The sequence below is a fragment of the Paenibacillus sp. FSL R7-0210 genome (genome assembly GCF_038009085.1).
GTDB lineage: Bacteria > Bacillota > Bacilli > Paenibacillales > Paenibacillaceae > Paenibacillus_AQ > Paenibacillus_AQ silagei.
Map to the genome: position 1 here is coordinate 1,269,606 of NZ_JBBPAR010000001.1, position 18,077 is coordinate 1,287,682.

The 18,077-nt window shown below is 51.5% G+C and carries 17 protein-coding genes; 14 read left to right on the plus strand and 3 right to left on the minus strand.

Annotation, left to right across the window (positions count from 1 at the left end; translation table 11 throughout):
* Positions 1-364: 364 nt before the first annotated feature.
* Positions 365-1,087, plus strand: a complete 723-nt coding sequence (locus MKY64_RS05300; protein WP_340951407.1) for a hypothetical protein — start codon at positions 365-367, stop codon at positions 1,085-1,087.
* Between the two features lie 195 nt (positions 1,088-1,282).
* On the opposite strand, the gene MKY64_RS05305 is transcribed toward MKY64_RS05300, so the two are convergent.
* Both MKY64_RS05305 and MKY64_RS05310 read right to left on the minus strand, forming a co-directional pair.
* On the minus strand, positions 1,283-1,726 hold the full coding sequence (locus MKY64_RS05305) for a DUF6773 family protein (protein WP_209871255.1): 444 nt from the start codon (positions 1,724-1,726) through the stop codon (positions 1,283-1,285).
* A complete protein-coding gene (locus MKY64_RS05310; RefSeq protein ID WP_036698494.1) occupies positions 1,704-1,928 on the minus strand; it encodes a helix-turn-helix transcriptional regulator in 225 nt (74 codons plus the stop codon). The genes MKY64_RS05305 and MKY64_RS05310 overlap by 23 nt, the downstream gene beginning before the upstream one ends.
* 226 nt (positions 1,929-2,154) lie before the next feature.
* On the opposite strand from MKY64_RS05310, the gene ric reads away from it, so the two are divergent.
* The 7 genes from ric (at position 2,155) to MKY64_RS05345 (ending at position 8,777) form a co-directional block, all read left to right on the plus strand.
* Positions 2,155-2,850, plus strand: coding sequence for an iron-sulfur cluster repair di-iron protein (gene ric / locus MKY64_RS05315; protein WP_155991686.1), 696 nt, complete (start codon positions 2,155-2,157; stop codon positions 2,848-2,850).
* 132 nt (positions 2,851-2,982) lie between these two features.
* Positions 2,983-3,669 carry a hypothetical protein gene (locus MKY64_RS05320; RefSeq protein WP_339310524.1) on the plus strand — a complete coding sequence of 229 codons (687 nt, stop codon included), beginning with the start codon at positions 2,983-2,985 and terminating at the stop codon, positions 3,667-3,669.
* A 225-nt stretch (positions 3,670-3,894) separates the two neighbouring features.
* Entirely contained in the window at positions 3,895-6,321 is a 2,427-nt protein-coding gene (nirB, locus tag MKY64_RS05325) for a nitrite reductase large subunit NirB (protein ID WP_339310522.1), read from the plus strand.
* 25 nt (positions 6,322-6,346) lie between these two features.
* A complete protein-coding gene (gene nirD / locus MKY64_RS05330; RefSeq protein WP_339310521.1) occupies positions 6,347-6,691 on the plus strand; it encodes a nitrite reductase small subunit NirD in 345 nt (114 codons plus the stop codon).
* A 19-nt stretch (positions 6,692-6,710) separates the two neighbouring features.
* Positions 6,711-7,529 (plus strand): formate/nitrite transporter family protein, encoded by an 819-nt coding sequence (locus MKY64_RS05335; RefSeq protein WP_209871242.1) that lies wholly within the window; start codon positions 6,711-6,713, stop codon positions 7,527-7,529.
* 101 nt (positions 7,530-7,630) lie between these two features.
* Positions 7,631-8,251: an NAD(P)-dependent oxidoreductase gene (locus MKY64_RS05340; RefSeq protein ID WP_340951411.1), complete on the plus strand. Its 621-nt coding sequence runs from the start codon at positions 7,631-7,633 to the stop codon at positions 8,249-8,251.
* A gap of 43 nt (positions 8,252-8,294) precedes the next feature.
* The gene (locus MKY64_RS05345) at positions 8,295-8,777 is read left to right on the plus strand and encodes an NUDIX hydrolase (protein WP_339310516.1); all 483 of its coding nucleotides are present in this window, start codon (positions 8,295-8,297) and stop codon (positions 8,775-8,777) included.
* Between the two features lie 136 nt (positions 8,778-8,913).
* Here the strand turns inward: MKY64_RS05345 and MKY64_RS05350 are convergent, their stop codons facing one another.
* A complete protein-coding gene (locus MKY64_RS05350; RefSeq protein ID WP_245368069.1) occupies positions 8,914-9,633 on the minus strand; it encodes a Crp/Fnr family transcriptional regulator in 720 nt (239 codons plus the stop codon).
* Between the two features lie 418 nt (positions 9,634-10,051).
* Between MKY64_RS05350 and MKY64_RS05355 the strand changes: the two genes are divergently transcribed.
* The 6 genes from MKY64_RS05355 (at position 10,052) to MKY64_RS05380 (ending at position 17,921) form a co-directional block, all read left to right on the plus strand.
* On the plus strand, positions 10,052-12,355 hold the full coding sequence (locus MKY64_RS05355) for a glycoside hydrolase family 65 protein (RefSeq protein WP_340951412.1): 2,304 nt from the start codon (positions 10,052-10,054) through the stop codon (positions 12,353-12,355).
* Positions 12,355-14,685, plus strand: a complete 2,331-nt coding sequence (locus MKY64_RS05360; RefSeq protein WP_340951414.1) for a glycosyl hydrolase family 65 protein — start codon at positions 12,355-12,357, stop codon at positions 14,683-14,685. The genes MKY64_RS05355 and MKY64_RS05360 overlap by 1 nt, the downstream gene beginning before the upstream one ends.
* Positions 14,686-14,690: 5 nt before the next feature.
* Positions 14,691-15,320, plus strand: coding sequence for a beta-phosphoglucomutase (pgmB, locus tag MKY64_RS05365; protein ID WP_340958023.1), 630 nt, complete (start codon positions 14,691-14,693; stop codon positions 15,318-15,320).
* A gap of 80 nt (positions 15,321-15,400) precedes the next feature.
* Positions 15,401-16,201 (plus strand): alpha/beta hydrolase, encoded by an 801-nt coding sequence (locus MKY64_RS05370; RefSeq protein WP_340958024.1) that lies wholly within the window; start codon positions 15,401-15,403, stop codon positions 16,199-16,201.
* A 210-nt stretch (positions 16,202-16,411) separates the two neighbouring features.
* A complete protein-coding gene (locus MKY64_RS05375) occupies positions 16,412-16,921 on the plus strand; it encodes a GNAT family N-acetyltransferase (protein ID WP_340951417.1) in 510 nt (169 codons plus the stop codon).
* Positions 16,922-16,952: 31 nt separating this feature from the next.
* Positions 16,953-17,921, plus strand: coding sequence for an alpha/beta hydrolase (locus MKY64_RS05380; protein ID WP_340951419.1), 969 nt, complete (start codon positions 16,953-16,955; stop codon positions 17,919-17,921).
* Positions 17,922-18,077: the final 156 nt, after the last annotated feature.

The window sequence follows — 18,077 nt, forward strand, 5'->3', positions numbered from 1 at the left end:
GACAGCCTCTTGCCGCGTATCCGGGTAAGGGGCTTTTCATATGCTGTTCTGCTTGAAATATAAGAATTTATAGGTTTCACACGATAACTTATCCTTCTATTTCTCGCTGAAACGGTACCGTCCTTTATAAGGACGGCAATGCCGTTTTCGCTTGTTTATGCAAATTTTGCCCAAATAAACCTTGCACTTAGGCCCTACCTGTGTAATATAATAGAACATACTAAATATTACGGATGTGTGGAAGCGTTAACAAAAGTAGGAAAAGCCCAGGGTTATAAGGCAGACGGATGCTTACGGGATGTGTTTTGGACGATGCTGATGAAAGGAAGCGGAGGGCTCACACAACTTTTAGGAGGCGAGGACCATGACCATCACCTTGTTTTCCCGGGAAATAACCTATGGAAAAAAGGATGTCGCCGAACTGGAGACTGCTTCGATTAAAGTACAGCTGATCTATGACAAGGTGTTGTTCATGCTTCATAACTATCTCCCGGATTCTCTGTGGGATGCGTGGATCGGTGTGCCGTATGAGATCATTTCTTCTCTTTATAAAGGGGATAATGACAGCGGGAGTGTGTTTCAAAAATGGATTCAAGGCCCGTCCGGCTGGAAATGTATCGGTTGTGAACGGCATTGCCTGGAGCCGGTAACGGCTAAGGGAGGGAGTGGCTCAAATGCTCAGCGCCGTTTTACTTTTCATAATGGAATTAGCCAGAGCATGGTACTTCAAGCTGTGATATGGTCCATGTATGAGAATACCCGGCTGCTCCAGCCTTACCTGGGGGAGGCGGCTTTTCTGAGTGAGGAGGATATGGAGCTGATCTCTGTATATTTCGTGCCCACCTACCTTACCCCGGCACCGCTGAGCGAATTGAACAAACCGGCCAAAGAATATAAGGATAAGAACATCAGAGTGTATCAGGAATGGATCTCTGCCCCCGATCTGGTGCTGCAGTGGAACGGCGGCCTGACCGAAGGCAGATGGATGACGGGTGTATATGTGGATCATTCGCGGTTCGCCGGACTTGGCCCCTACCTGAAGGATGCGCAGGGCAAGCGGACTTACATGCAGGCGACGGTTCGATAGAAAAGGTGAAGCTCGAAAAAAGAGTTGAACTTAAAACCAAGTCGTCGCTGCGGTGAACATTTGGACTTCCGGCCGCTATTGTGTTTGGATTTCCTGATACAAACCGCTCTTCGCGGTAGAAATCCAAACACAAAGGCGATCGCTCCGCTCCTCCTTTATTTGTACTTCTAGTCACTCACAGCAGTACAAGCCACTCTACTCCGCCCGGTTATTCCTCCGCCGGATCAAGTACACGGTGCTTAAGATGACCAGTCCTGCTGTAACGGAAATGATCAGAATCACCTTCCCGTTCGCACCGCTGTTTGCTGCTGATTGGGCGGTTGGATTCACGAAGGTAACGATAAGGATGCAGGCTGCCACCACGATCGCCAGCAGTGCCCCCAGAACGTTTTTCCCTTTTGCTCCGCCCTGTGCTCCGCCCGGTCCCACATATGCACCGCTCCAGATCAGCCGTACGAGATAGGAACCCACACCCAGCATGAAAATTGCGTAATTACTAAGCGGATATTCCAGCCACTTCATTCCGTAGTTTTGCAGCGCCATGTCTGCCAGCAATAAGAATGCCATCAAAAGAAATGCCTGATTCCCCGCCTTGTGCCGCTGCTGCAATTGTCTCTCATCCAGGTTCGTTCTGCTCATCCTTCGTTCCCTCCCAAAATAATTGATCCAGCGTCTTCCCAAGGGTTACACAAATGTCAATGCACAACCTCAGAGTGGGGTTGTAATCACCATTCTCAATCGCGATAATTGTCTGTCTTGTGACCCCCACGGCATCCGCCAGCTGCTTTTGCGACATGTCTTTTGCCGCTCTGGAGGCTTTGAGCCTCAGATTCTTCCCCATTCCCTCACCTCACGCATATTGTAAAATATATAAAACAAAATGTCTAGTATATTTTACATAAGAATACTAAAAGTTCGCGTTCATTAAAATTTGTTATATTCAGTGCGTACAATCACAAGTTCCGCCTAAGCCCAGTGATAAGGTGTAGAAGTGAAAAGAAGCACAAACCTACATCTTAACCTGAGGAGGGGCCAACATGGCGTCCAATCAATTAAACGATACAACAATTCATCCCGGGTTCACCCCGGAAGCAATGGTCAGAGATATTGTCCTGCAGTTCCCCAAAGCAGCAGATTATTTCAAGGCACAACGGATCGATTTCTGCTGCGGAGGTGCCAAGCCGCTGGCTGAAGCCGCTGCCGAGAAGGGTCTTGATCCGGCAGCAATGGTGCAGGAGCTGAACAAGCTGCAAGAGCAGCACCCGGTTCTGGAAGAGGATACCGCCTGGAACGAGGCTTCTTCGGAGGAGCTGGTGGATTATATTGTGAACAAGCATCACCGTTATCTGCGTGAAGAGCTTCCGTTAATCAGTCAAAATGTAACCAAGGTGTTCCGCGTTCACGGTGAGGATTCACCGCACCTCGGAGAAATGCACCGTCTGTTCAATATGCTGCGTGAAGAGCTGCTGCAGCATACAGCGAAGGAAGAAGAGAGCGAATTCCCTAAGATGCTGGCCTACACTCAGAACCCCACCGAAGAAGGACTTGCGGAGCTGCGCGGACTGCTGCATAATTTGGAAGCTGAGCATGACGGGGCCGGAGAGATTCTGCGCGAGCTGCGCAGAGTTACTAATGACTACACACCGCCTGCACATGCCTGCACGACTTATCGCCTGACCTATGCCCGCCTTGAAGAACTGGAAGGCATGACCTTCGAGCATGTACATCTGGAGAACAACATTTTGTTCCTGCGGTATCAATAGAACCTGCTGCAAGGTAGAAGTCCCTTCGGGGGCTTTTTACTTTTTCTTCCGGCAGAAATGATTTGAGAACCCTTCCTCTATGCGTTATCCTTAAAGAGTCTGGGAAAATACATATGAAGGCGGTGCCGTGGGATGTCCACGAAATGGATGCGCTTCATGCTGTGCCTTCTCTTGCTAGCCGCGGCAAGCGGTTGTGGCTTGGGATCAGAGAATGGCGGCAGCAGTAACGGAGGCCAAGGATTAACCTTTTCAGTCAAGGTGGGTGACAGTGAAATGGCCGGAAGCTCGGCCAGATTGCTTAACGAAGCTTACGTGCCTGGGAATTCAATAATAGAGCTGTTCAGAAAGAGCGGCGTTGTTACATTTTCAGCGGATGGAACCAGTATTCTTGAGGTGAATAAGGTCTCCCTGGGTCCGGATATGAGCTGGGAGGTTCAGGTGAACGGCAAGAAGGTTCAAGAGCTGAATACGACGCTGGAACCGGGTTCGGCCATTACGATGTCAGCAGGGCCTGCCGGAACCGGAAAGATGTTTCAGCCTGTCATCATCACGGTGAACGGGGGGAGCGAGCAGCCGGAGCTGACACATTCGCATGTGCTTTCTTTTATGCAGGATATGTCCGTCAAGGGACTGCTCAAGAACAGCGGTATGGTCCGGCTTGCCGAGGATAACCGGACGGTGCTTACTGTTATGGATTATACACCGCTCAGCAGCGAGGAATGGAGACTGAAGGTCAACGATAAAGGTCTGCTCGGTAATGGAGTGGACATGAAGCTCAGTCCGCAGGACAAGCTGGAGATCTCTCTGGTACTGAAATAAGTGAATGAAGTATATGAGTGAGATCATGTACCCGATGAATGGATATCTGTGCGAAACTGCATGGGTATCCGTTTTTTTTGGACAGGAGAAGTCATCTCCACTTGTGTGAAAAAATTCACATACCGTGTGACTGTGGTCACACTTGTCATGGAATTGGGGACAGTATAATTTCTCTATCAGGTAAAGTTATTGAAGAAATCAGAGTTTCTGAAGGAGGGTCTACCAGTGGCAGCGGAAAGAGAAAAGTTAGTGCTGATTGGGAATGGCATGGCGGGAGTAGGCACTATTGAACAGATTCTGAAGCTGGGCGGCGCTTATGATATTACTGTCTTCGGCAGTGAGCCGCATCCCAACTATAACCGGATTATGTTGTCCTATGTACTTGAAGGCAGCAAAACAATTGAAGACATCATTCTCAACGATCTCGGGTGGTATGAAGATAATCATATTACACTGCATACCGGCACAACTGTTACCCGGATCGATGAACAGAACAAACTAATATTGACCGATAATGGACTGGCGGTTCCTTACGATAAAGCAATTATTGCAACAGGCTCGAATTCTTTCATTCTACCCGTACCCGGCAGCACCAAGTATGGGGTAGTCGGGTTCCGCGATATCGCGGACTGCGATGCGATGCTGGCAGCGGCGAAGCAGTACCGCACGGCGGCTGTGATCGGTGGAGGACTGCTAGGTCTTGAAGCTGCGAAAGGCCTGGTCAACCTGGGTATGGATGTTACCGTTGTGCATCTGCTGGAGGATCTGATGGAGCGCCAGCTGGACCGTACCGCTTCTTCAATGCTGCAGGCAGAGCTTACACGTCAAGGTGTGAAATTCGCCATGGGCAAGCAGACGGTAGAGCTGACAGGCGAAGAACGGGTTACCGGTCTGCGCTTCAGTGACGGCAGTGAGCTGCCGGCAGAGTTTGTAGTGATGGCTGTTGGAATCAAGCCGAATGTCCAGCTTGCGAAGGACAGCGGAATCACCGTTAACCGCGGGATCGTAGTTGACGATTATATGCAGACTTCTATGGCAGATGTGTATTCTGTCGGCGAATGTACAGAACACCGGGGAACCTGCTACGGACTCGTTGCACCGCTATTCGAGCAAGGGATGGTTCTTGCCAAGCATTTGTCTGGTGTACAGACTCCGGGCTATGAAGGCTCAGTTGTAGCAACCAAGCTCAAAATTTCCGGGGTAGATGTATTCTCCGCTGGTGAATTCACCGAAACACCGGAGCATACCGTCATTTCTGCCAAGGATGAATGGAAGCGAACCTACAAGAAGATTTTGCTTAAGGATAATGTGATTGTCGGTGCCGTCTTGTTCGGTGATGTAACGGAATCTGCCAACCTGCAGAAGCTTGTGAAAAACAGCACAGAGATGACCAATGAAATCTATGATGAAGTTATGGGCACAAGCTGCTGCGGCGGAGGCGGAGCCAAGAAAGGCATGTCCGTCGAAGCGATGGCCGATGAAGAAATCGTCTGCGGCTGCAACGGCGTAACCAAAAAAGCCATTGTAGATGCTGTTACGGAGAACGGCTTCACTACGGTGGATGAGATCAAAGCCTGCACGGGTGCAACCCGCTCATGCGGCGGCTGTAAGCCAGTGGTGGAGCAGATTCTGCAATTCGTTCTCGGAGACAACTTCCAGCAGAGCGCCAAGCAGGGGATTTGCAGCTGCACCTCGCTTAGCCGGGATGAGATCGTAGCCGAGATTACGGCTAAAGGGCTCCGGACCACCAAGGAAGTCATGCATGTCCTGGACTGGAAGCAGGCAGAAGGCTGTTCGAAATGCCGCCCTGCCGTGAACTATTATCTGGGGATGATCTACCCTGACACTCATGAGGATGAGAAAGAATCCCGGTTCGTCAATGAACGGATGAGCGCCAATATTCAGAAGGACGGAACCTATACAGTTATACCGCGGATGTATGGCGGGGTGACCACTCCTGAGGATTTGAAGCGGATTGCCGATGTGTCCCTGAAGTATGATGTGAAGGTTGTGAAGGTAACGGGCGGACAACGTCTTGACCTGATCGGTGTCAAAAAAGAAGATGTACCTAAGGTGTGGGAGGAGCTGGATATGCCGTCCGGCTATGGTTATGCGAAGTCGCTGCGTACGGTAAAAACTTGCGTGGGTTCGCAGTTCTGCCGCTTCGGCACACAGGATTCCATGGGCATGGGCGCTATGCTTGAGCGTAAATATGAGCGGCTGGATATGCCGGCCAAGTTCAAGATGGCGGTTAACGGCTGTCCGCGTAACTGTGCCGAGTCCTGCACGAAGGATATCGGGATTGTCGGCAATGACGGCGGCTGGGAGGTATTCATCGGCGGCAACGGCGGGATTAAACCACGGATCGCAGATGCCTTCTGCAAGGTGAAGACCGACGAGGAACTGGTTGAGGTCTGCTCCGCTGTAATCCAGTACTACCGTGAGACCGGTAATTACCTGGAGAGAACCTCCGAATGGGTAGAGCGCATGGGTCTTGAGCATATCCAGACAGTGGTTATGGGCAATGACGACAACCGTAAAGAGCTGGCGGCACGTATTGACTTTGCACTGGCCCAGGTGAGTGATCCTTGGCGGAAAATGCTGGATGACAAAAACACCCGTACTGCGCTGTTCGAAGAGACACAGGTATAGTCTAAAGGGAGAGGGAGAGAGCATAATGGAACGGAGCAATCGGGAATATACGATAGGTGTAGTGGAAGATTTCATGCCGCAGATCGGCCGGGTAGTTCATGCAGGAGAGGTGGAATTAGCCATATTCCGCACATCGGACGGCGCAGTCTATGCGGTTCGCAACCACAGTCCCCACCCGAAGGGCGGTCCGCTCGCGGAAGGTATCGTATCAGGCTATTATTTATATGATCCGCTGCATGACTGGAAGATCGACCTTCGTACCGGAGAGGTTCAGGCACCGGACCGGGGGCAGGCAGAAGTCTATCCGGTTACAGTAGAGGGCGGAGTTGTTAAGGTCACTCTGCCTGCGGCAGTAACAACCCTAAATTAAAGGAAGAGCAGGTGCGGATATGTTTACGCAGAGCGTAGAGAATATCGTTGAGACAGCCGTAGGGAAACGCGACAAAATGAATGAGAGCTTGCCCAAATATTTTTTGGCGGCCCTCCTGGCAGGAGCATATGTGGGGATTGGTATTATTCTGATCTTCTCACTGGGGGCACCGCTGGCAGCGATTAAGTCACCGTTCCAGCCGCTGATTATGGGAGCATCCTTCGGGATTGCCTTGACCTTGGTTGTATTCGCAGGCTCAGAGCTGTTTACAGGTAATAATATGTTCTTCACAGTGAGCACGCTTGCCGGGAGAACTACAGTCTGGGACACGGTGAAGAACTGGGTCCTGGTATTCCTCGGCAATGTAGCTGGTGCAGTGGTGCTGGCGCTGCTGATTCAGGGATCGGGCCTCTTCAAGGCAGCGCCTGCCGAGCATCTGATCTTCGCAGCCGCCGCCAAAAAGATGAGCCTTCCGTTCTCGGAGCTGTTCTTCCGCGGCATTCTCTGTAACTGGCTGGTCTGCCTGGCACTGTGGATGTCCTCCCGCGCCAAGAGTGAAGCGGCGAAGCTGGTCCTGATCTGGTGGTGTCTGTTCGCCTTCATCGCGAGCGGCTATGAACACAGTGTAGCGAACATGACGCTCCTGAGCGTAGCCGTGCTGCTGCCGAATCATCCAGAGACAGTGAGCATCGCCGGCTGGTTCCACAACATGATTCCTGTTACGCTTGGCAATATCATCGGCGGCGGTGTCTTTGTCGGAATGGCCTACTGGCTAATCTCGCCAGTACGGACTCCGCGTAACGTATCAGCTCCTCCTCAGACGAAGAAAGCAAGCTAGATCCAATATCAAGCTCCGCAGCTGCCACATGGCTGCGGGGCTTTTTTGCCGCTCTATCCCTGCTATAATAGGGATAATTCTTACCAGGAGGTTATTTTCATATGAATATATTGATTCTAGGTGCCACCGGCCGGGTGGGGAGCCACATTGTTACCCATGCTCTTCAGGATGGACATCATGTTACAGTACTGGTCCGTAACCCGGAGAAGGTTCAGCCTCTCCATGCCAACCTGACGATCCTCCAAGGTAATGTTCTTAATCAAGAAGATGTCGCCCGGGCAGTGCAGGAGAATGATGTAGTGATTAGTGCATTGAACACCGATGGGACAACCACGCTTACAGACAGTATGCCTTTTATCATCGGAGCCATGTATGAGGAAGGGATAGAGCGTATTATAACCGTAGGAACTGCGGGTATTCTCCAAAGTGAGCTTTCGCCTGAACTCCTGCGTTACCAATCCAGCGAATCTAAACGCAGGTCAACCCGTGCTGCAGAAGAACATGAACAAGCCTATCGCTTGTTGGAGCGATCGACTCTGAAATGGACCATTGTGTGCCCAACCGCTCTGCTGGAAGGAGAACGTATGGGGACCTATCGTGTGAGACGAGATATTTTGCCCAGAGGCGGTTCTGAAATATCTGTAGCGGATACAGCGGAATTCACTTATAGTCAAATTGATGCTGGCGATTTCATAAGATCCCGTGTCGGTATAGCTTACTGATAAAGGTGATCTATTTAGAAAATGAACGGAGGCGAGGGCTTCGATGGCAAGTTTTAACCATTTTGGCGTATATGGAATTTGTCAGCGTGACGGCAGGCTGCTGGTGATCCATAAAGGAAGAGGCCCTTATAGCGGAAGATACGATCTGCCTGGGGGAAGACTGGAGGCTGGTGAATCCCTGGTTGATGGCTTGGTCAGAGAGTTTATTGAAGAGACTGGTTATAGAGTAAAGGTACAACAAAACCTGGGCACCTACGATTTCTTTATCCGGCATAACGAAGATCACTTTACACAAATGCATCATCTGGCAGCCTTGTATCAGGTTGAAATGACCGGGGAAGAAGAGCCTGTTGCCATTTCAATGTTCGAAGAACAGGATTCCCGCGGGGCGGAATGGGTGGATATCACTAGAATAACCCTCGATTCAGCTTCTCCGTTAGCCGTACATGCTGCTAAGTTCTTTAGGGGGGAGGAGCTGCCTGTAACACCAGAATATTATGATGATTGGGAAGTAAAAGGTACATAGGATGTTCCGCCAGTGCGGTAAATTCATCGCCAGACAAGAAAAAAAGACGCCGGACAGGGCGCCTTGACCACTCTATTAAATTTATTGGGTCAGATATGTTTCAATGAGGTGAATAGAGGGTATTATTGATAGGAAATTAAATTCGGCAAATTTCATTAGGACATAATTCGCAGTGGCAGATTTCCTGAAGCATCGCCAGATCCTTGATGACGATCATGCCATTCTCATACTCCACTGCATCTTTTTTGCGCAGATCACTAAGCATCCGGTTAACGCTCTCACGGGTAGCGCCAATCATGTTGGACAGATCTGTATGCGTGATTTTTTTGTTGATCAGAATGCTGTCGCCTGTCTTCTCACCATAGGTGTTGCCAAGACGGATCAGTGTGGAGCAGAGTGCGCCCGGTTTGCCGTACATCATCAGATCGCGGAATTTGGTCTGTGTGAGACGGTGATGGATCCCCATCCATTTCATGAAGTCAATGGAGAAGTCGCAGTGCTGGCAGATCAGAATCTCCAGATCCTTCTGCTCGATCACGCCAACCTCACTCTCTTCAATGACTTCGGCCGTGAAGCTATGCTTCGTGCTGAAGAACGGGTCAGCCTGACCTACCATATCGCCAGCCTGATACATATACAGAATCAGTTCCTTGCCTTCGTCTGTAGATTTGGTCAATTTCACACGTCCACGCTTGATATAAAACAGTTTATCCGAGAAATCGCCTTCCCAGAACAGGTGTGATCCTTCAGGGACTACACGTTCCTTCATGGTGACCAACAGGCGGTTAAAGTTCTGCTCGGAGAAACAGTTTGTATTGCCGCGGGCTTCGATAACATTATAATGTTCCTTTATCATAATCGACATCCCCTTTATTCCCTCAGTTTTTCAGTAAATTTTAAATTAATTATACCTTGAAATTCCTCTTTATGGGTAAGTATTTTCGTATAAAAGTGTCGAATTTTTAACATTGTGATAAATTTCACTTCATTTGTGTGAGAAAGCTTATGTTTTTGGGCGTATGATAGGCTTCTTTACATGATTCAAAGGATATTATATCAGTTGTCACCTGTTCTGGATAGATGCAGAGGGGGGCGGCTTTTTTGCGTTTGTCGTCCGTATTCCATATGATCCGTACAAATGCACATAACTCGCTTACAGGCGGACCTTGGTCACGGGCGGGCTTAGCGATACTCTGGAACTAAAGTGTCTGTTGTTTCCGCTGTGTGAGCGGAGGAGCGGACCAAGCCTCATTTAGCGAAGGAGAGTTTCAATTATGGCAAAAGTAGCAGATCCCTATCTGAAGGTCGATCCCTGGGCAATTATTGAGGAAGGCTTTGATCCGGAACGCAACCGGACTTCGGAATCTATTTTTTCACTGGGCAATGAGTATATGGGGGTACGGGGGTATGCGGACGAGGGCTACAGCGGCGATTCCTTGCCGGGGAGCTATTTCAACGGGTTGAATGAGCAAATGGAGGTTGGCAATCATTATAAAGGCATTATCCGGTCGCTGCGCTACATGGTGAACAGCGTGGACTGGCTGCATACCCGGATCTCGGTGGACGGTGAAACCCTGGATCTGGCTTACTCCCGCATAGAGGCGTATACGCGCAGACTGGATTTCCAGACGGGAACCTATACACGGGAGTTCATCTGGCTGCTGGCGGACGGGAAAAAGCTGAAGCTCTGCTTCACACGCCTGGTCAGCATGACTCTGTCCCATCTGGGACTGCAGCAGATTAGCTTCACCGCGCTTAATTTCACGGGTAAGGTAGATATTTGTACTGGCCTTGACTTCGGCATGGTTCATGAGGAACACGGCCAGAGTATGTGGAAAGAGCAGCAGCGCGGCGGGGAAGGAGCAATAACTGCCATTATGGCCCGTACGCTGACAACCGGAAATCAGCTGTTCTCGGGCTTTGTCCTGAAGTCTTCACAGGCGCTGCATACGGAGCTTGTGGAAGATGACCGGTATATCGGGCGGCAATTCTCACTTATGCTGGCTGAACGGGAGCCTGCATCCTTCACGAAGCTTGTGGTCAATGTGACAGGCACGGATGCTGCCCCAGCTACAGACCGTCTCTGGACAAAAGGCATGGAGCTTGCAGCAGCGGCGGACCGGCTGGTGGAGGAAGAGGTGGTTGCTGACCAAGCCTCCTATTGGAGCAGCATCTGGGCAACCAGCGATATCCGGATTGAGGGCGACCCGGAGAATCAGCAGGGCATCCGTTTTTGTATTTTTCAGTTGTATCAGACATATCACGGGGACCATCCCGGGTATAACATCGGTGCCAAAGGGTTAACCGGCGAAGCTTACCGGGGGCTTGCCTTCTGGGATACCGAGTCCTACTGTCTGCCGTTCTATCTGTTCAATAACCCGAAGGCGGCCCGCAGTCTGCTGGAATTCCGCTACAAGACGCTGCCTCAAGCGCTCCAGCGCGGGAAGGATGTGGATTGCGCGGGCGCATTCTATCCGATTGCCACGATTGACGGGACAGAGAGCTGTGACCTGTGGCAGCATTCCAATCTGCAGCTTCATGTCGGGACAGCAGTCGCCTACGGCATCTGGCATTATGTGAAGAACACCGGGGACCTGGAATTTCTCTACAGCAAAGGCGCCGAAATGCTGATTCAGATCAGCCGTTTCTACGCATCCCGCGGCCAGTGGGGTCAACGCACCGGGGAATACGGATATTTCGGCGTGATGGGGCCGGATGAATTCCAGCTTATGGTTAACAATAACTGCTACATCAATCTGTTGGCTCAGAAGTTATTCGAATATACGCTCGAAACAGTAGCCCTCATGAAGGCAGAGGCGCCTGAAGAATATGCGGCGGTTATAGAGGTTACTGCACTCCGCGAGGAGGAATTGGTTGACTGGGACCACAAGCGTGTCCATATGAAAATCCCGTTCGATCCCGGCAGCGGCATCTACGAGGAGCATGACGGATTTTTTGATATGCCGCATATCGACATTCACTCCATTCCGGTGACTGAGTTCCCGCTGTACTCGAATTGGTCGTATGACCGCCTGTACCGTTACGATATGATCAAGCAGCCGGATGTGCTGATGTTCATGTTCCTGTACAACGGGCAGTTCTCCCGCGAGACCAAGCTGGCGAATTATGAATATTATGAACCGAGATGTATTCATGAGTCCTCGCTCTCGCCGTCGATTCACTCGATTCTGGCCAGTGAGCTGGGCAAATCGGAGGAAGCGTACCGGTTCTTCGAGTTCGCCACGCGCCTGGATCTGGACAACTATAACCGCAATACCCGGGAAGGGCTGCACACCACATCGATCGCCGCAGCGTGGATGAACATCGTCTACGGCTTCGGGGGGATGCGCTCGGATGGAGATTGTCTGTCCTTCCGGCCGGTGCTGCCGCAGAAGTGGACCGCTTACAGCTTCCAGGTGATGTGCAGGGGCGTACTGCTGGGTATTACGGTAAATGCAGAGTCGGTTTTCTTCAGAGCAGTCAATGGCGGAAGCACAGAGGTGCTGATCTATGATCAGCGGGTGACCGTAGATGAAGCAGGAATCGAGCTTCCTCTCGCTGAAGGGATGACTGTGTAATGGACTGGACGGTAACTGAGCGCAGCTTCGAGCCTGGGCGGATTACGGCGAACGGCAACAAATTTATGACCGGCAATGGCTATATGGGCTTCCGGGGAGTCCTTGAGGAGTTCGGGAAGGAGCAGCTTGCGGCGGTTACATTGGCCGGAGTGTATGACCGGGCAGGCGACAAATGGCGTGAGCCGGTGAACGCACCGAACGGGCTGTATACGGTAGTCAGCGCCAACGGCTGCAAGCTAAATGTGTTGGATACCGAACCATTGGCTCATACTCAGAGCCTGGATCTCCGCTCAGCTATCCACCGGCGGGAGACAATGTTCAGCATCCCGGGAGGCGGGAAGCTGACCCTGACCGCCGAGCGGTTTGTCAGCATGGATCAGCTCCATCTGCTGGCTGCCAGATGGACCCTTCACTGCACCGCCGACTGCCGGATACAGATTACTACAGGAATCGATGCCGCAGTGTGGGATATCAACGGTCCCCATCTGCTGGAGCAACAGAGCCGCTCGCACGGCGGGGCGCTGCTGTCAACAGCAGTTACCGGGGAGCTGGGGCTGCCGGTGGCGGTGGCGGAGCTTATAGTGTTCGGTACCGCTGAACAGGCGAAGCGGGTTGACGCTGTTATCGAGCTGGATGGAGGAACCGCGCTGCGCCATATTTCTATAGAAGCCAAGGCAGGTGAGACTCATACATGGTGCAAATATGCAGCCGTGTACACGGGCCTGGATATAGAAGGCGCTCCTGCGGAAGGCAGCCCTGATGAGCAGGCGGTGCGGGCCGTCCAGGAGGCCGCCGCTACAGGGTATCCCGGCCTGCTGGAGGTTCACCGGCGCAAGTGGGCGGAGCGATGGTTACGCAGCGATTGTGTCATTGAAGGGGATGAAGAAGCGCAGCTTGCGCTGCGGTACAGTATGTATCAGTTGCTGATCATTGCACCGACGAAGTCGGAGAAGGTCTCGATTCCGGCGCGCGGCTTGTCCGGGCAGGTCTATAAGGGGGCCGTATTCTGGGATACGGAGATGTTCATGCTGCCCTTTTTCCTGCACAGTGATCCTGGGATTGCCCGCAATCTGATGATGTACCGCATCCACACGCTGGACGGTGCGCGGCGGAAGGCGGCGGAGTACGGATATTTGGGCGCTTTTTATGCCTGGGAGAGTCAGGATTCGGGGGATGATGCCTGCACCCTGTTCAATGTGAACGATGTATTTACCGGGCGACCCATGCGGACCTATTTCCGCGATAAGCAGATTCATATCAGTGCAGATGTCGTGCACGGACTCTGGCAATACGTGACCTTCACGGGAGATGACAGCATTCTGGCGGACGGCGGGGCGGAGGTGATCTGGGAATGTACGCGTTTCTTCTATTCCTATGCTTATTATAATCCCGTGAAGCAGCGGTATGAGCTGCTGGATGTTACCGGACCGGATGAATATCATGAGCGGGTGAATAATAACGCATTTACGAGCGCCATGGTTCAGGAGACACTGAAGATTGCCTTGCAGACAGCAGAGCGGTTGCAGGACAAATATCCGGCCGTGTATAACGGTCTTGCTGAATCGTATGCAGACGGGCCGTTCCTGGATGAGTTCACAGCAATGCTGGCACAGCTCTATGTTCCGCAGCCGGACCCGGATACGCTGGTGATTGAACAATTCGACCATTATCTGCAACTGGAGGATGTGTCTCTGGCTGAGCTGAAGGCACGGGTCATTCACCCGAATGAGTACTGGGGCGGAGGCAACGGGCTGGCAACAACCACAAGAATCCTGAAGCAGGCCGATGTGGTGCTCATGCTTCATCTGTTCCGGGACAGATTCAGCAGGGAAGTGAAGCAGGCCAACTGGAAATTCTATGAGCCGCAAACCGAGCATGGCTCCAGCCTCAGCGCGTGTATCTATGCGCTGGCTGCAGCGGATATCGGCTTGCCGGATTGGGGATATCCGTATTTCATGCGCACTGCCACCGTAGATCTAACCGGTGAATCGAAGCAGTATGTCGGAGACCTCTATATTGGCGGGACGCATCCGGCGGCGAACGGTGGCGCGTGGATGGCTGCGGTTCTTGGCTTCGCGGGTGTGCGGTTTGATGGACAGACCGTCACCCTTAAGCCGTCTCTGCCGGAGACCTGGAGTTCCATTGAGCTGCCGGTGATTCTGCGCGGCGGCAGCTTCCGGCTGCGGATCGGCCGCGAAGAGATCACGGTTACGGCAGCGCCGGGCAACAGCGAAGCGGTAAGCTTCGCCGGGTTCGGCGGTGAGGTGGTGCCGTGCCCTCCCGGTGCGATCCTGGAGTTAGCGTCTGAGTCCAATCAGAGAGGAGCATGACAATGATGCTGGAGCATATGAAGGGCGCTATCTTCGATCTGGATGGCGTGATTGTAGACACGGCGAAGTATCATTATCTGGCCTGGCGCTCGCTCGCCGGGGAGCTGGGCTTCCCGTTCACCGAACAGGACAATGAGCGGCTCAAGGGCGTCAGCCGGATGAGATCCCTGGATATTCTTCTAGAGATTGGCGGCCTTGAATACAGCGAAGCAGAGAAGCTGGCGATGGCGGAGAAGAAGAACCGCCTTTATGTAGAATATATCTCAGGTCTGGATGAATCAGAGCTGCTGCCTGGAGTCAGAGCCTATCTGAATGCGCTCAGAGCACGCGGCGTGGCTATTGCCCTTGGCTCTGCGAGTAAGAATGCGGAATTCATACTGGAGAAGCTGAATATTGCGGGGCTGTTCGACGTTGTTATTGACGGCAATAAGGTAGCCCGGGCTAAGCCGGACCCTGAGGTGTTCCAGTCTGCCTGCCGGGAGCTGGGGCTGGAGCCGCAGGACTGTGTGGTGTTCGAGGATGCTGAGGCTGGAGTAGCCGCCGGGAAGGCGGCCGGAATGCGGGTGGTAGGTATCGGGAAGCCTGAAGTGCTGAAGGCAGCGGATCTGGTGATATCCGGATTGCATGAATTGTAAGGGCTTGATAGAATGGCTCTTGAGGAACTTTTTTCCTCTATTATCTATTCTATTATAGAAGGAAAGCTTGAGGGATGATGATGGAAACGTTGTTGCTATGGCCTGAAGGGGCGCCTGGAGCGCTGGGAACCAGCAAAGAAGATCTGCCTGCGATTACACCGTATTTAGTAGAAGGCAAGGGGAATGCTGCTGTGCTGGTTTGTCCGGGAGGTGGGTACGCTATGCGTGCCGATCATGAGGGAGGGCCCGTGGCGCAGTGGCTGAATACACTGGGCATCTCCGCCTTCGTATTGCGCTATCGTGTAGCGCCCTATCAATACCCGAGTGCGCTTCAGGATGCGCAGCGGGCGCTGCGTACGATCCGCTTCCGCTCGGACGAATTCGGCATTGACCCGGACCGTCTCGGCATTCTGGGTTTCTCGGCGGGCGGACATCTCGCTTCTACCGCCGGGGTATCTTATGATCTGGGCAATCCTGATCACCCGGAGCCATTGGAGCGGTTGTCCAGCCGTCCTGACCGCCTCATTCTATGCTACCCGGTTATCTCGATGACCGAAGGGGTCACGCATCAAGGCTCGAAGGAGAATCTGCTGGGAGACATTCCTGATGCGGAGCTGTCGCTTAAGCTCAGCAGCGAGTTCCAGGTAACCCCGGACACGCCGCCAACGTTCCTTTGGCATACCTCTGATGATGATTATGTCCCGGTGGAGAACAGCCTGCTGTTCGCCGCAGGTCTTAGCCGTCATAAGGTTCCATTCGATCTGCATATCTATGCGCACGGTGTACACGGTCTGGGCTTAGCCCCTGAAGAGCCGCACACCAAGACCTGGACGGATGCCTGTGCCTCGTGGCTGCAATTGAACGGATATACGAGAGCGTGAACTTCTGTATCTATGCCCACGTCCAAGGGGACGGTGATACATCAGCTGAGATGAAGAGCGTCCCACGCTGCCGGCCGGCAGCAGGACGTTCTTTTTTTGCAGGGTTAGAGACCTTTAGATAACCGCTCCAGGTGACTATGCTTCTATATTAATTTATAATATTCTACGGATAGCGTGATACGAGAGACTCAGGAAAGGCAGGTACATATTATGGAGCTTAGATTTCCACAAGTGAATACAGCGGAAGAAACTGCTGAGGTTGCCCGGTTGGCAGCAGAAATATGGCACGAACATTATGTCTCCATTATTACTATCGCGCAGATTGATTACATGATTGAAAAGTTCCAATCGGTTCCCGCGATAACGGATCAGATCCATCATCAGGGCTACGAATATTACTTGATCCATAACGGCGAAGGCTCCACAGCCGGATATATGTCGGCCAGAGAAGAGGAAGGGAAGCTCTTTTTGAGCAAGTTTTATATCAGTAAGGAGTACAGGGGGCGCAGCTATGCCAGCCAAGCGTTGGCCTTCCTGGAGAAGCTGTGTCAGGACCGTAATCTGACTCATATCTGGCTGACAGTCAATCGTGATAACGAAACCAGCATTGCGGTATATAAGAAAAAAGGCTTCCGGACCCTACGGGGACAAATGGCGGATATCGGCAATGGATTTGTTATGGATGATTTTATTATGGAAAAAGAAATTCCTGTCCCCTAAGCGAGGAAGCGTGGAAAGGAACTACATATTCATGAACAAGGGTTCGGGTTCATCCTATAACCAATCGGTGACTTATTGGAAACAATATCAAAAATTTTTTTCTAAGGAAATGCAGATCGATGCGGAACATATGCCAACTGAGGAATGGATGATCTGGAAGGATGCCCATATTCATCTGGATCGTATGACGGTCCCGCAGGCGAAATTAAAGATCATATTCATTCATGGCGCTGGAGGCAATGGAAGATTGCTCGCTCCTTATGCGCGGATGCTGCAAACCTACGGTTACGAAGTAGTGTCACCGGATTTGCCGCCTTATGGTTTAAGCTACACCCATTCAGTGAACTCAGTGGATTATCAGCTGTGGATTGACATACTGGTTGAACTGATCGAACAGGAGCTGAGCCGGGACGGCAAGCCTGTTATTTTGCTGGGCTCCAGTATTGGAGGCATGTTAGCTTATCATACTGCTGTACAAAGTAAGCGGGTCAAAGGGTTAATAGCAACGACATTTGTAGATACGAGTGATTCGAAGGTTCGTGATCAGCTAGCTCCTAACAAACTCATTAGCCGGTTAGGCGGATGGTGTATGAATCAATTCCCTGCCCTAACAGATACCCTGCAGATCTCTGTGAATAAAGTATCCCGGATGAAATGGATCACGAACAACGCTGAACTGACCAGACTCATCATGAATGATCCTCATGCGGCAGGAACAAAAATCCCTTTACGCTTATTAAGAACCTTTCTAAATATGAAACCGGTCCTGAAACCTCAGCAGTTTGACCTTTGTCCGGTATTACTTGTTCATCCTCAATTAGACCCTATGACTCCTTACCGCTTCAGCAGACCATTTTATGACCATCTTAAAAGCAGAAAAGAATCTGTGATTTTAGAGGGTGCAGGTCATTTTCCGATTGAACAACAGGGGCTGGAGCAGATGATTGCTGCTGTGCTTGCTTTTTTGAGAACAGTAGAGGAAGAATTACAGCTAGCATAAGCCGTCCGGCTCAATGTGCTCAGGATGAAGCACTATAAAACCAGTCCAACGCGGGATGTTCGTGTGAGGGCTGGTTTTTACTTGGGTAAGAAACTCCATACAAATGGACATAAAGAACTTTGAAATAAACCTGTGTAAGCGCTTATACGTTTGTTA

Bases quoted from the DNA above. Each gene is read 5' to 3' on its own strand.
- MKY64_RS05300 (WP_340951407.1), top strand. From the start codon at position 365: ATGACCATCACCTTGTTTTCCCGGGAAATAACCTATGGAAAAAAGGAT.
- MKY64_RS05305 (WP_209871255.1), bottom strand. From the start codon at position 1,726: ATGAGCAGAACGAACCTGGATGAGAGACAATTGCAGCAGCGGCACAAG.
- MKY64_RS05310 (WP_036698494.1), bottom strand. From the start codon at position 1,928: ATGGGGAAGAATCTGAGGCTCAAAGCCTCCAGAGCGGCAAAAGACATG.
- MKY64_RS05320 (WP_339310524.1), top strand. From the start codon at position 2,983: ATGTCCACGAAATGGATGCGCTTCATGCTGTGCCTTCTCTTGCTAGCC.
- nirD (WP_339310521.1), top strand. From the start codon at position 6,347: ATGGAACGGAGCAATCGGGAATATACGATAGGTGTAGTGGAAGATTTC.
- MKY64_RS05335 (WP_209871242.1), top strand. From the start codon at position 6,711: ATGTTTACGCAGAGCGTAGAGAATATCGTTGAGACAGCCGTAGGGAAA.
- MKY64_RS05340 (WP_340951411.1), top strand. From the start codon at position 7,631: ATGAATATATTGATTCTAGGTGCCACCGGCCGGGTGGGGAGCCACATT.
- MKY64_RS05345 (WP_339310516.1), top strand. From the start codon at position 8,295: ATGGCAAGTTTTAACCATTTTGGCGTATATGGAATTTGTCAGCGTGAC.
- MKY64_RS05350 (WP_245368069.1), bottom strand. From the start codon at position 9,633: ATGATAAAGGAACATTATAATGTTATCGAAGCCCGCGGCAATACAAAC.
- MKY64_RS05355 (WP_340951412.1), top strand. From the start codon at position 10,052: ATGGCAAAAGTAGCAGATCCCTATCTGAAGGTCGATCCCTGGGCAATT.
- MKY64_RS05360 (WP_340951414.1), top strand. From the start codon at position 12,355: ATGGACTGGACGGTAACTGAGCGCAGCTTCGAGCCTGGGCGGATTACG.
- pgmB (WP_340958023.1), top strand. From the start codon at position 14,691: ATGCTGGAGCATATGAAGGGCGCTATCTTCGATCTGGATGGCGTGATT.
- MKY64_RS05370 (WP_340958024.1), top strand. From the start codon at position 15,401: ATGGAAACGTTGTTGCTATGGCCTGAAGGGGCGCCTGGAGCGCTGGGA.
- MKY64_RS05375 (WP_340951417.1), top strand. From the start codon at position 16,412: ATGGAGCTTAGATTTCCACAAGTGAATACAGCGGAAGAAACTGCTGAG.
- MKY64_RS05380 (WP_340951419.1), top strand. From the start codon at position 16,953: ATGAACAAGGGTTCGGGTTCATCCTATAACCAATCGGTGACTTATTGG.